General features: G+C 66.9%; 11 protein-coding genes. 8 read left to right on the forward strand and 3 right to left on the reverse strand.

From position 1 onward, the window contains the following. Positions 1-348: 348 nt before the first annotated feature. From Mal64_RS08310 to Mal64_RS08345, 8 genes are all read left to right on the forward strand, one after another. The gene (locus Mal64_RS08310; protein ID WP_146399053.1) at positions 349-1263 is read left to right on the forward strand and encodes a succinate dehydrogenase cytochrome b558 subunit; all 915 of its coding nucleotides are present in this window, start codon (positions 349-351) and stop codon (positions 1261-1263) included. 80 nt (positions 1264-1343) lie between these two features. Further along, positions 1344-3347 carry a succinate dehydrogenase flavoprotein subunit gene (gene sdhA / locus Mal64_RS08315; protein WP_146399055.1) on the forward strand — a complete coding sequence of 668 codons (2004 nt, stop codon included), beginning with the start codon at positions 1344-1346 and terminating at the stop codon, positions 3345-3347. Positions 3348-3679: 332 nt separating this feature from the next. Then, positions 3680-5104, forward strand: coding sequence for an outer membrane protein assembly factor BamD (gene bamD / locus Mal64_RS08320; RefSeq protein WP_146399057.1), 1425 nt, complete (start codon positions 3680-3682; stop codon positions 5102-5104). Positions 5105-5125: 21 nt separating this feature from the next. Then, positions 5126-5653 carry an LPS assembly lipoprotein LptE gene (lptE, locus tag Mal64_RS08325; protein ID WP_197525579.1) on the forward strand — a complete coding sequence of 176 codons (528 nt, stop codon included), beginning with the start codon at positions 5126-5128 and terminating at the stop codon, positions 5651-5653. A 225-nt stretch (positions 5654-5878) separates the two neighbouring features. After that, on the forward strand, positions 5879-6880 hold the full coding sequence (rarD, locus tag Mal64_RS08330; protein ID WP_146399061.1) for an EamA family transporter RarD: 1002 nt from the start codon (positions 5879-5881) through the stop codon (positions 6878-6880). A gap of 299 nt (positions 6881-7179) precedes the next feature. Continuing rightward, a complete protein-coding gene (locus Mal64_RS08335; RefSeq protein ID WP_146399063.1) occupies positions 7180-8838 on the forward strand; it encodes an MFS transporter in 1659 nt (552 codons plus the stop codon). Next, a complete protein-coding gene (locus Mal64_RS08340) occupies positions 8835-9374 on the forward strand; it encodes a hypothetical protein (RefSeq protein ID WP_146399065.1) in 540 nt (179 codons plus the stop codon). Before Mal64_RS08335 ends, Mal64_RS08340 begins: the two co-directional genes overlap by 4 nt. A 45-nt stretch (positions 9375-9419) precedes the next feature. After that, complete coding sequence (locus Mal64_RS08345; protein ID WP_146399066.1) at positions 9420-10433, forward strand: lysyl oxidase family protein; 1014 nt, start codon at positions 9420-9422, stop codon at positions 10431-10433. A 28-nt stretch (positions 10434-10461) separates the two neighbouring features. On the opposite strand, the gene Mal64_RS08350 is transcribed toward Mal64_RS08345, so the two are convergent. The 3 genes from Mal64_RS08350 to Mal64_RS08360 all read right to left on the reverse strand — a co-directional run bounded on the left by Mal64_RS08350 (position 10462) and on the right by Mal64_RS08360 (position 13663). Further along, on the reverse strand, positions 10462-11391 hold the full coding sequence (locus Mal64_RS08350) for an SHD1 domain-containing protein (protein WP_146399068.1): 930 nt from the start codon (positions 11389-11391) through the stop codon (positions 10462-10464). Positions 11392-11507: 116 nt separating this feature from the next. Further along, positions 11508-12773, reverse strand: a complete 1266-nt coding sequence (locus Mal64_RS08355) for a hypothetical protein (RefSeq protein ID WP_146399071.1) — start codon at positions 12771-12773, stop codon at positions 11508-11510. Positions 12774-12817: 44 nt separating this feature from the next. Next, positions 12818-13663 (reverse strand): hypothetical protein, encoded by an 846-nt coding sequence (locus tag Mal64_RS08360; RefSeq protein ID WP_146399073.1) that lies wholly within the window; start codon positions 13661-13663, stop codon positions 12818-12820. Between the last annotated feature and the right edge of the window lie 54 nt (positions 13664-13717).

Raw genomic sequence — 13717 nt, forward strand, 5'->3', positions numbered from 1 at the left:
TTTACCCCCTGCACGTCCCGCTCGCGGATGCGTTGCTTCTTCGAGGCCATGCCGGCCACGATGACCGAAAAACCACCGCCGCGCAATCCCATAAATCAACGCGCAAATATGGCGCCGAACAGGATTGAGGCGGGCGCCCGAGACTCCCCCAACCGGGAGCCGGGCGCCCGCCTTTTTTTGTGGGGCCACGGGTCGCCGAGCGCGAATCTTTTTGGCAATCGCGCCTGCGACAATCCGCCCCCGCTTTGCGTTGCGCGGCGTGGTCCCTATACTCGCCATGAGTGAGGGCCGCCGCCCCATTGCGCGGGGTGTGTGGCGACCGCGTTCGCCCCCAACCCGAGGTCTCCGTTGGCCGACTCCGCCACCGCGTCCGATGACGCCCCGTCGTTTCTAGTGCGGCACGAGTTCTTGATCCGCCGGCTCCACTCGCTCTCGGGCCTGATCCCGGTGGGCGCGTTCATGACGGTCCACCTGCTGGTCAACTCCAGCGTGCTCAACGGACCCGAGACGTTCCAGAACGCCGTCTACCAGATCCACTCGCTCGGCAAGGCGTTGCCGGTCGTCGAGTGGGTGTTCATCTTCCTGCCGCTGCTGTTCCACGCGATCGTCGGCGTGGTGATCATCCGCGGCGGCCTGCCGAACACCGTGCACTACACCTACGCCGCGAACGTCCGCTACACGCTGCAACGCGCCACGGGCATGATCGCGGCGTTGTTTATCCTCTACCACGTGTTCCACATGCACGGCTGGGTCCATTTCGGGCCGTGGCTCGCCGCGATCGAGCCGATCGGCGGGGCCAAGTTCCGGCCTTACAACGCCCCCACCACGGCCGGCATCGCCCTGCAGAGCTGGATCGTCACGGCGGTCTACGCCGTCGGCATCATCGCCAGCGTGTTCCACCTGGCCAACGGCATGTGGTCGATGGGCATCACCTGGGGCGTGTGGACCAGCGAGGCGGCCCAGCGGCGGGCGCTCAAGGCGTGCGGCGCCTTCGGCGTGTTGCTCGGCCTGGTCGGCCTGGGAGCGCTGGGCGGCATGCGGGTTTACGGCGCCGGCGAGCCTCTCGACGAGGCGCGGCAGGTCGAGAACCGCATGTACGAGTACAAAGTGGGAGCGGGCGAGGCCTCGCCCGCCGAGCACAAGCGCGCTCACGAAGAGAGCCACGCAGCCGAAGAGGGCGGCGTCGCCGAAGAAGAGCGTGCTCCCGATGAAGACCAAGCGGGCGAGCTCAACCCGTCGCAGAAAGACCGCACCGCGGAGTGACGGCGTCGCTGGCGTCACGCCACACGCATCGCCGTGGTCGATTCACCATCAAGCTTTCTTAAGCGCAGGATGTTACCCCGATGCCCGAACAACGCGTCCTAGTCGTCGGCGGCGGACTCGCCGGCCTGGCCTGCACGATGAAGCTCGCCGAGCTCGGCGTGAAGGTCGACTGCATGAGCCTGGCGCCCGTCAAGCGCTCGCACAGCGCGTGCGCGCAGGGCGGCATCAACAGCGTCAACGACCTCACCCGCCAGCAGGGCGACAACGAGTGGAAGCACTTCGACGACACGGTCTACGGCGGCGACTTCCTGCAGCACCAGCCCCCCGTCAACGAGATGACGCAGTGGGCCCCGAAGATCATCGACCTGATGGACCGGCTCGGCGTGCCGTTCAACCGCACGCGTGAGGGCTTCCGCGACCAACGCCGCTTCGGCGGCACGCTCTACAAGCGCACCTCGTTCGCCGGCGCCACCACCGGCCAGCAGCTCCTGTACGCCCTCGACGAGCAGGTGCGCCGCTGGAAGACCGAAGGCATGGTCGCCATGCACGAGGGCTGGGACTACCTCGGCCCGACGCTCGACGACAACGGCCGCTGCCGCGGGGCCATCGCCCAGAACCTGGTGACCATGCAGATCAAGGCCTTCAAGGCCGACGCCGTGGTGGTCGCCTCGGGAGGCTGCGGACTGCTGTACGGCCGCAGCACGATGTCGATGGCGTGCAACGGCAGCGCCGCCAGCCGCACGGTCCAGGCCGGCGCCCGCTACGCCAACGGCGAGTTCATCCAGGTCCACCCCACCGCGATCCCCGGCGCCGACAAGTGCCGGCTGATGAGCGAGAGCGCCCGCGGCGAAGGCGGCCGGGTGTGGGTGCCCCGCACGCCGCACGACCCCCGCGCCCCGCGCGACATCCCCGAGAGCGAACGCTACTACTTCCTTGAGGAGCGTTACCCGGCTTACGGCAACCTCGTGCCGCGCGACATCGCCACGCGTGAGATCTACGACGTCTGCGTGAACGACGGCCTGTCGGTCGAGGCGAACAAGCAGTGCGTCTACCTCGACCTGACGCACATCGAGCGGGCCGAGCTCGACCGCAAGCTGGGCGGCATCCTGAACATCTACGAGAAGTTCCAGGGCGTCGACCCGCGCGACGAGCCGATGAAGATCTTCCCGGCCGTCCACTACTCGATGGGCGGCATGTGGGCCGATTACGCCCGCACCGCGGAGGGCGGCCTCGAAGTGGCCAACCCCCGCAACGGCCAGACCGACATCCCGGGCGTCTACGCCATCGGCGAGTGCGACTACCAGTACCACGGCGGCAACCGCCTGGGGGCCAACTCGCTGCTCTCCTGCATCTTCTCGGGCTTGTTCGTGGCGCCCGGCATCAAGACGGCGGTCGACTCGCTCGACCAGTCCGCCCTCGACGAGGCGTTCGACCCGCTCCACCGCCAGAGCGCCGGGGCCAAGCAGGCGGAGCACGACGCGCTGATCAAGCAGTCGGGCGACGCCGAGAGTGGGAACGGCGACCGGGCCGAGAACCCCTACCTGCTGCACCAGCAGCTCGGCGACGAGATGACCAACTGCGCGTTGGTCGTGCGTCGCAACGCGCAGATCCAGGCCGGCCTGGAAAAGGTCAACGAGCTGTGCGAGCGGGCCCAGCGGTGCGCCCTGTCGGACACCGGCGCGTGGACCAACCAGAACGTGGTGTTCACCAAGGCGCTCAAGGACATGTTCCCGCTCGCCAAGGCGTTGCTCAAGGGCGCGCTGGCGCGCGACGAGTGCCGCGGAGCCCACTTCAAGCCCGACTTCAACATGCCGGGCATCGAGGCGACCGAGCCCGGCGAGCGCCGCCGCGAGGCCGAGGCGTGGTGCGACAAGTTCGAGGCGAAGAACGCCAAGTGGCTCAAGACCACCGTGGCCGCGTTCGACCCGGCCGGCGAACCGACCCTCAGCTACGAAGAGGTCGACACCTCGCTGATCCCGCCCCGCCCGCGCCTGTACGGCCTGGTGGGCGCCGAGATCATCGAAGAGGTATGGAAAGAACGCCAAGCGGCGAAAGACGCGGCCCCCGCGTTGGCCTCTAGCTGAGTCGCCCCCCCCTGCTTCGCTCCGCCGGTTCTTCAGCGGCCGCTAGCGTCGCTATCGCCGCTCATGCCCAAGCATGAGCCGATGGGTGCATGCCCCGGAGTTGCGCCGCGGGGCGCGATGCAGTTGCGCCACGTTGGTGCTGTAGTGGTGCTCCGCCACCGGGGGCTTACGCCCGCCGGCTCGTGGCCGGCTGCCATCTGCTCTGGGTCGGGCTGCCGGCGACGGCGGCTTGCTCTTGACGCCCTTCTCTGGCATCGCCTACCGTCCGCCGCGGCGCGCGGGTCCCCTGCGCGCACCGAGCCACCGAACGCCCTGCGCGCAAGCGATAGCCCATGACACGCACGAACCTCGCCCCATTCGTCACGCCGCTCGCCCTGGCGGCCGCCCTGCTCTCCCCCACGGCCGCGGTGGCCCAATGGCCCTCGCTCGGCTGGTTCTCATCGGACTCCGCCGAGGCGGGCTCGACGGCGTCGGCCCAACGCCCCGGCGACCCCGCCTGGTGGCGCAGCCACAAGAGCGAGGCGGTGTTCGACGTCGGACGTGGCTGGCGGGTGCCGGGCTTCGAGGGCTACTTCGACCGCGACGGCCGGCCGATCGACGCCCCGGTCGACGAGCTGTCGATCAAGCTCGGGCAGAAGAAGCAAGACACGGGCATGATCCCGGCGCTCGACCCTCGCGCCGCGGCCAACAAAGTGAAAGAAACGTTCGGCCACGGCGCCGACGAGACGGCGGCCCGAGCGCTCTACGAGCGCGGCGTGCAGTCGTTCAACGACAAGCATTACGCGGCGGCGATCACCAAGTTCAAGGCCGCCGCCCAGCGTTGGCCCGGCACGATGCTCGAGGCCAAGGCGATGTTCGCCCTGGCCGAGGCCCGTTACTTCGGCAAGGAGTACGACAAGGCGATGGACGCCTACGTCGACCTGCTGACGAAGCACCCCAACACGCCGCGGCTCGACGCCTCGATCGAGCGGCTGTGGGCGATCGCCCGCTACTGGGAGAAGTACAACGACTACAACCCGACGGTGGCCCTGGCGTTCAACGCCTGGGACGACACCCGCCCGGCGTTCGACACGATCGGCCACGCCGTCAAGGCGTACGAGGCGATCCGCCTGAACGACCCGACCGGCCCGCGGGCCGACGACGCGATCATGGCCACAGCCGGCATCTACTTCCGCCGCGAGCGTTACTTCGACGCCGACTACCACTACGAGCTGCTCAGGCGTGACTACCCCCGCAGCGAGCACCAGTTCGAGGCGCACCTGCTCGGCCTGCAGTCGAAGATGCGGATGTACCAGGGCCCCGACTACGACGGCACGCCGCTCGAGGAGGGCCAGAAGCTCGCCGAGCGGATCCGCACGAACTTCGCCGGCCGACTCACCGACGTCGAACGCCAACGCCTCACCAAGACCCGCGCCGAGCTGGCGGCTCTGATCGAGGCGCGCGACCTGCGCATGGCCGAGTACTACCACAACATCGACCACAACGCCTCGGCCAAAATCTACCTGAAAGCCCTGGTCGAGAAGGACCCCGACTCGCCCGCCGCCGCCGTGGCCAAGCAGCGGCTAGCCGAGCTGGGCGAGCTCCCGCCGCGCCCCGAGCAGCCGCTCGGGTGGTTCGTCGGCATGTTCCCGCAGAACGACGAGCGCAAGGCGCTCGACGAGATCGTGGAGATCGCCCCCGGCCAGGACCTGGCGCCCGGCGCCGGCCAGACGATGGTCGCCGAGAACCCCGGCGGCGAGCCGACCACCACGCGCTGAGCCGGATTGGAGGATTGCAATTTGAAATCTTCGTTCCTGGCGATCGCCCTTCTGCTCCTGCCGGGCTGCGCCGCTTACCAAGTCGGCACAGGCTCGCTCTACGCTCCGGACGTGTCGACGGTGTTCGTGCCGATGATCGAGTCGGAGAGCTTCCGCCGCGACCTCGGCGAGCGGCTCACCGAGGCGCTCGTCAAAGAGATCGAGCTGAAGACCCCTTACAAGGTGGTGGCCGATCCTAACGCCGACAGCGTGCTGCTGGTCCGCCTGCAGGGCGACACCCGCGGCGTGCTGGCCGAGAACGCCCTCGACGACCCCCGCGTGCTCGAAGAGACGCTGCGGGCCGAGGTGACTTGGCTCAACCGCCGGCAGCTGCCCATGATGCAGGCCCAGTCGATCCCGACAGAGGGCGCCCTGGCCGGCTTGGCCGTGGGTGTGGGGCAGACGGGCCTCACGATCCCCGAAGCCGCCCAAACGCTCACCTCGACCCAGCAAGAAGCCATCAAGCGACTCGCCGAACAGATCGTCGGCACGATGGAAAGGCCGTGGTAGCGGGGAATGACCAATGACCCGAGGTGATGGCGAGCCGCTCCGGTCGCTCACGCTCACGGCTCGCCCCCTTCTGCTTGCTCATGTTGACGGGGGGCCTTCATGCGGCCTGCCCCAGGGCTGAACCTCGGGGCCGCTTCCCGTCTCATGGTGTGCGGGGGATGATGTCCCCTTACCTGCCGCCCCGCCCCCTTTACCGGCCGCCCGCTTCCGGCCGCGCTCCCGCCGATGCCCCCCTCCGGTTCCGAAACCAACGAAACGCGCGCCGGGCTCGCTTATGGCTTGGCGGCGTTCGGCTGGTGGGGTTTCGTGTTCCCGGCGTTTATCGTCGCGATGAACGCCGCGGCCGAGCGAGCCGGGGTGATCGCCCCGCTCGATTCGCCGTCGTCGACCACCGCCATGCGGCTCGCTTGGAGCATGGAGGTCATGGCGCAGCGCTGCCTTTGGACGCTGCTCGTTTGTCTGCTGCTCGTCGCTCGCGCGGGCCGCTGGGGAGAGGTCCGCCGGGCGGTCCGCTCGCGGCGCCGCTTCGGCCTGATCGCCACGACCACGCTGCTGATCGCGGCCAACTGGATCGGCTTCATCATCGGCGCGGCCACCGGCCGGCTGAGCGAGGTGAGCCTCGGCTACTACATCAACCCGCTGCTGAGCGTCGCGCTCGGCGTGCTGGTGCTCGGCGAACGTCTGCGGAGCTTGCAGTGGGCCGCGGTCGCCTGCGCGGCGGCCGGCGTGGCTTGGGAGACGGCGCGGCTCGGCCACGCGCCCTGGATCGCGCTCGTCGTCGCCTGCGCGTTCGGCCTCTACGGCCTGTTGCGCAAGCAACTCGAGACCGACGCCCTGCCCGGCCTGACGGTCGAGTGCGCGCTGATGGCCCCGCTGGCGATCGGCTACCTCGTGTGGCGCGAAACAAGCGGCGCGCCGCTCGCCTTTGGGCGCTCCGGTTGGGGCGTGAGCCTGCTGATCGCCGCCACCGGCGCCGCCACGGCCGCGCCGCTGTTGTGGTTCACGCTCGCCGCCAGGCGGCTGCCGCTGAGCACCGTGGCGTTCTTGCAATACCTCACCCCCACCGGCCAGCTGCTCACGGCGATCTTGCTCAACGACGAGCGCCTCACCTTCGGAGGGGCGGCGACCTTCGCGATGATCTGGATCGGCGTGGCGGCGTTTCTGACCGACGCCCGCCGCAACCGCGCAAGCCGCCGCGCGGTGGGTGCGGCGCCGGGCGGCGAGTGACGCTCGCTGGCGGCACGTTTTCTAAAGCGCGATGTAATCGCTACCACTTGCCTACTCGGCTGAACCGGGGAAAGCGTCTCCTACGCCGGCAGAGTTGTGGGAGGCGTCTCCGACGCCGATAACGGTGCGCGCAGCGCGTCATCGGCGTCGGAGACGCCTCCCACAGCAACCCTTACAAAAACGGATCCTCGGTTCCACTGAGGCGCCAGCACTGCCTATAATCGCCCTCGCCGCGGGTCTGCCCCCTTTTCTGACCTCCGGCCTCCGGACTCTCCTCTCTTCTCTCGCAAGGCGACCACATGGCGGACGACGCGCAAAAGCAGCGGCTCTTCTGGGGCTGCTGGCTGGCTTTGATCACCACGGCCTTCGGCTTCATCAGCCGCATGCTGCTCATCAGCGACTGGTCGGCCGAGTTCAACTTGGACCCCGCCCAGGCGGGCCGGCTGGCCGGCATCGGCATCTGGCCCTTCGCCCTCTCGATCATCGTCTTCAGCCTGTTCATCGACCGCATCGGCTACAAGACCGCGATGGTCGTCTCGTTCCTCGGCTACATGGCCTGGAGCGGCATGGCGGTGGGGGCCTACTTCGTCTCGGCCGGCGGCCAGGGCGACCCCGACCTCGGGTTCAAGCTCCTTTACTGGGGCAGCCTGATCCTCGGCCTGTCGAACGGCACGGTGGAGGCGTACATCAACCCGGTCGTCGCCACGATGTTCAATAAAGAGAAGACCAAGTGGCTCAACATCCTCCACGCCGGCTGGCCGGGCGGCCTGGTGCTGGGCGGCTTGATCACGATCGGCCTCGGCATGCTGCCCGAGTCGGTGGTCGGCCCCGACGGCGTGCCGTGGTGGATCAAGATCGCCATCATCGCCCCGCCCGCGCTGATCTTCTTCCTGATGCTCGCGCCGCTCAAGTTCCCGGTGCAAGAGCGCGTCGCCTCGGGCGTGTCGTACCGCGAGATGCTCGCCGAGTTCGGCGTGCTCGGCGCGGCGATCGTCGGCTTCCTGGTCACGCTGCAGCTGATGGACTTCTTCTCCGACGGCGGCGTCAATCCGCTCACCGTAACGGCTAAGTACGCGTTCATCGGCATCGGCGTGGCGATCGTCGTGACGTTCGGCCTTTACACCCAATCGCTCGGCAACAAGCTGCTGTTCGTGCTGGCGCTGATCATGATGCCGCTCGCCACCACGGAACTCGGCACGGATGCCTGGATCTCAACCCTAATGGAGGGTATCGCCGATGACGCCGGGTTCCACCCCGCACTGGTGCTCATTTACACGTCGGCCATCATGATGGTGCTGCGTTTCTTCGCCGGCTCGATCGTTCACGTGGTCAGCCCGATCGGGCTCTTGATCATCGGCTCGCTGCTGGCGATCGGCGGCTTGTACTCGCTGTCGTTCACGTCGACGGCTGTCATGATCTTCGTGGCCGCCACGCTGTATGCCATCGGCAAGAGCTTCTTCTGGCCGACGATGCTCGGCGTCGCGGCGGAGCAGACCCCCAAGGGGGGCGCCCTTACCCTCAACGCCCTGGGGGGCATCGGCATGTTGGCGGTCGGCACGCTCGGCTTGCCCTACATCGGGACACTGAAGGCCGCCAAAGAGATTGAAGCGGTCGCCCAGCGCGACGACCTGTTGGCCGTCATCCCGGCGATGAGCGCGGACGGCGTGGCCGCGGTGCTCGACGACAAGCGTGTATACGAGGTGATCCCTTACCAAGCGATCGACGAGGAGAAGCTCGCCGCCGCGCTGGTTGGCGCGCCGGAGGGCGAGGCCGACGCGCTGAGCGACGAGATCGCCGCCGTCCGCACGGCGAGCAACCAAGGCGCCCTGGCCAGCATGTGCATCTTCCCCGCCGTCATGCTCGCGGCGTACGCGCTGCTGGGCCTGTACTTCAAGTCGCGCGGCGGCTACCAGGCGCAGCACATCGGCGAAGCCGTGCCGGCGGGGGCGGAGGCGTGAGCGTCGACTCGTTCTACTCCGCCAACGCGAAGTTTGGTCCTCATTGCGACGAACGTTGGACGGGCTATATCGCTTGGCGCCAGGTTTCGCAGGTCTCCGAGATTGTCTCGACAGACACTTTGCTCTGCCCGAACCTCATCAAGGAGTACACCAGCCAAGACTGGGACCATAACGTCCAGGAAGACTACCGAACTGATTTCTTCTTGGACCCCCAGTACTTGAGGGAACGTGTTGACTACGATCCTCTGCTTCACAACATCCTGGCAATCACCGTGAGGCCGACGTGCGACCCCCCTGTTCCCGATGGGTTCGTGCACTGCGGTTACGACATACTCGATTCGTTTGAATCCCTAAGTGTTCTGACGAACTGCGGCTCGTTCCCCGAGATCTTCCCGGACTCAGAGATCAACACCCTTGGTCTGCTCGATTCACGGGATCGCGCCAACGCCATCGCAAATCGAATCAGAACGGAGTACCCAGAAGAGTCCCACTGCATGGATTGCCGGGTCTGGTACCTAGCCAGATACGCCGGCTAAACCGTCAAGACGCAACGTCCTTATTGCCGTGCTAAGATAGATCGCATGGCATTCGCACTCAGGACCGTCTCATTCGCCCTCGCCCTGCTCTTGGGATTCGCGGGCGTCGCACCGGCGGGCCTTGCGCCCCCCACGCCGCTGCTGCCCGACCTCGTGCCGATCGCCGACGAGGCGCTCAACTACATGTACGGCGGCGAGGTCGACCTCACCAGCGAGCCCGGCCGGGTGCTCTACCGCTTCGACGGGGTGATCGCCAACCTGGGCGACGGGCCGTTTCAGATCTATGAGGAGACGACCACCGACCCGCTCACTCAGGCCGTTTACCAAGACGTGCTGAACGAGGAGGGGGGCTTCGAGCGGCGCCACATGGCCACGTTCGTCGGCTACGAGCCGGGGCCGTTCGGCCACCTGCACTTCGAGCCGATCGCCCGCTACGACCTGCGTCTGGTGACGCCGGGCGGCGGCGTCGGGCCGGTCGTCGCCACGCAGTGGAAGACCTCGCACGCCGTGGTCGACTCGGTGGCGGTCGACACCTCGCTGCCCGCCGCGCCCCCCTTGCCCGCGTACACGAACGTCAACGCCAACCCGCTCGGCGTGTCGGTCGGCTACGCCGACTTCTACGGACGCAACATCCCCGCCCAGCGGCTCGACCTGACCGGCGTCGCCTCGGGCGAGTACTGGCTCGAGGTGACGGTCGACCCGCTCGGCTACGCCCTCGAGACCGACGAGACGAACAACACCAATCGCATCTTGGTCGATCTCGTGCTGCCGCAACCCACGCCGTTGCCAGGCGACTACAACGGCAACGGCGCGGTCGACGCCGCCGATTTTACCGTATGGCGTGACGCGCTCGGGACGACCGGCCTCACACCGTTCGCAGGCGCCGACGGCGACGGCAGCGGCGTGATCGACCAGGCCGACTACGGCGTGTGGGCCTCGCACTTCGGCGAGCAACCGCCGCCCCCCGCCCACACGGCCCCCGAACCCGCAGCGACAACCGCCGCTCTGCTCGCGCTGGCGGCTCTAGCACTGCGACGTGCGACAGCCGTAAGCCGTTAGCGAACAGCTAACAGCCACCCGCCCCCACTCAGTAGCTGAGCTTCCGCACCGGCCCCACGCTGCTTCCCGGGTATTGCTGCAAGGCGTTTTGGGTGGCCGTGCGGCTGTCGCGGCCTTGGACGACGACGAACTGGGGCGCGCTGTTCAACGGCCCGTTCGGGTAGAGCGTCACTTCCCAGACGTTGGTGATCCCCGCCGTGGCCGCTTGGGCCACGAGTTGCAGCTTGCCGATCTGGTGGCTCACCTCGGCGTCTTGATGCCGGGCGGCGGCCAGCGACTGCAGCTCGAACGCCGCGTCTTGCTGCGACTCGTAGTCGCCCTGCGAGCCGACCCACTCGTCGTACGCCCCCTTGAGCAGCCGCTGGTCCTCCTCGGAGAAGATGAAGAACGGCACGCCGTACTCGTCGCCGCCGGCCACTTCGAACAGCACCCCCTCGCAGGCGTAAGTCTGCGGCGCGCCCTTCTTGTGGATCAGCCACGACTCGAGCGACTCCTTGTCCTTGACCTCGTTCTCCTCGAAGAACGCGACGATCTGCGGCACGATCTTCTGGTAGATCGCCGGCAGGTTCTCGAACACCCGGCCGTTGACGTACACGCGCCCGCGCTTGCGTTCGATCGTGACGTCCTTTTTCACGTAGTCGACGACCTTGCCCACGACCTTCAGGCCCTTGCGGCTGGTCCACACCTGGTCTTGGCCGTAGATCTCGTCGGCCTTGAGGCGGGCGTCTTGCGAGGCGAGGTACTCGCGGTCGGCTTCGGAGAGCTTGTCGATCTCGAGCGACACGAGGTGGTGGTCCTCGCGCTGCAGCACGACCTTCTCGTCGTTGAACGCAACCACCTCGGCCTCCACGGTGTAACCGCCCGCCGCGGCGGTCCAGGTGCGGGCGGCTGCCGGCGAGGCGGCGAGCAGCGTGAGCAGAGCGGTCAGAACCAGACGGCGGAGCGTAAGAAGCGGCATCGCGACATGCCCTTGGGGGTCTTCTGGCGGGGGGTCAACCAATCGGGGGCTCCAGTATAACAGCCCGCCCCGAGCCCCGCGCGGAAGCCCCCTCGTGAAAGCCCCGCCCGACGCCCCTAACGCCGACGGCGCACCCCCGCAGCGAGCCCAATCGCGGCCGCCAGCAACGCCGCGCAGGCGGGCTCGGGGACGATCGCGAGCGAGGTGATGCGGTAGGTCGCCGTCCCCTCCACCGGCCCTCCAAGGCCGTTCACGCCGTAGTGCAACATGAGTTCGTGATCAGCAGGCAACCCAAACCTGCCTAAATCGAACTCCGGCGTTTCTAAGGCGAACGAAAGCGATACCAGAGGTTTCGAGACCGGGGGCACAATGTAGACCGGATGGATGTCGCCGAAATCGGGGAGGATCGCTACGATTTCGTGGCGGTCGATGACCCCGTCGCCGTCGATGTCGGCGAGCACTCGTATGACGCCCGGATTGCCGTCGAAGTCAGCGGCTAACCGGTCGGCATTGATCGAGTCCCCACCTTCTCCCCCATCATCCGACAACTGCCGTTCGATAACGACCGCCGAAAGTAATAGATCGAACGTCATGAGCCCTTGCGACAACGTGCCGATCTCCTCCGAGAAAGTGTCCCAGGAGAGGGGACCGTCCCCTAGGATGTTCGTGCCTAGGGCTACCTGGAACGCCGCAAGGTTTTCCAATAGCTCGGTCATTTCGGGCAGTAAGACGATCTGTTCGTCATCCGAGAGCAGATTTATCACCGAGCGCGCATTTGCAACGTCAGCAATGATCACGTCGAACAACGCCCACAAGAGATCCTCTTGGTTCTGCCCTGGATTCACGCCACTTACCGCGAAGCTAAAGCTACCGAGCGCTGCTAGCGCCTGGTCGAGATTGAGGCTATATAATTGCGAGGCCTCAAAGATATCAGGCTCCTCGGTAAAAAAGTTGCCGTAGTTGCCAATGGAAGTCCACGATGTTGCGGCCGGAATCGTTGGATGTAGCCTCAGAACGGAGGGGACCCAATAGCTGTTGCTTTCCTCATGGGAGGGATCAAGTCCGGTCTGCCCCGCTTGAAACAGATAGACGTTCTCGACGGTCTGGGTAACGAAGCCCTCGCCGAGATTCAGCGGCTCGTCGTTTCCTAGGTGAAGGGTGAACCGATCGAATTTTCCATACTTCATCTCTCCCAAGACCTGAGGGGAGTAAGGCGCCAGCGATTCGGGCCGGTACTCGATCACCCCACTCACCATGGTCGGCGCGTCGACGCCCGAGTCGGCCTGCTGCAGCTCGGCGGTGAACTCAATGCGCGTCGCCCCAGCCGCGGCGGGCAGGAGCAGAGCGAGGCAGAGAGCTGTGCGGATGGTACGAAGCGGCATGCCGGCATTCCTTGCCAGTGAGGGAGCTTAATGTAGGTCGGGGGTTAGATAGCAGATCCGCCGTGGGTCCCGCCAGACGGCCTACGCCGTCGAGCGCCGGCCCCAACGAGCCCAATCGCGGCCGCCAGCAACGCCGCGCAGGCGGGCTCGGGGACGATCGCGAGCGAGGTGAAGCGGTAGGTCGCCTGGTCGCGGAACGCGTCGCCCGGCCTCCCCGGCGCCGCCCATCCGAGGCCGTCGGGGCCGTAATGGAGTGTGAGCTCGTGCCCGGCGGTCGTGCTCAGGTACGCGAGGCCTTGGCCGGTCGGCTCGAGCGCTAGCGAGATCGTGATAGAAGGGTTCGAAACGATCGGGGTCAGATCCAACGTGGGCAGGTCGCCAAAGTCGTTGCGGAGCGCTATCACTTCGTCGGGATCGATGACGCCATCACCATCGAGGTCAGCCAGCACCCGGGTGGTGCCAGCGTAGCCATTGCCGTCGATATCGTCGGCTGTTGTGGCCGGGTCGAAAGAGCTTGGTGTCGCGCCCGAGATTTCCTGAACGGCGCGTTCTCGCCCATCGAACGTTTGCAACCCGATCTCACCGGCCTGAAACAAGATCGCCCCATCGTGCAACTGCATCACGAGGCCGAAGGCGAAGGTGTGCGTTTCGCTCGGCAAGCTGAGCGTTGTCCGCTCGAACAAGCCGTAGCGGACCTCCCCCCAGTCGGGGCTGTGCGACACATCGGGCGAGGGCTCCTGGAACTCGACGAACCCGCTCACCGTACTCGGCGCGTCGACGCCCGAGTCGGCCTGCTGCAGCTCGGCGGTGAACTCAAGACGCGCCGCCCCAGCCGCGGCGGGCAGCAGCATAGCGAGGCAGAGCGCAGCGCTAAAGGTACGAAGAATCATGCCGGCGTTCCTTGCCAGTGAGGGAGCTTAGAGCGGTTTACTCATTGGTGTAGA

This window comes from Pseudobythopirellula maris, assembly GCF_007859945.1.
Taxonomy (GTDB): Bacteria; Planctomycetota; Planctomycetia; order Pirellulales; family Lacipirellulaceae; genus Pseudobythopirellula; species Pseudobythopirellula maris.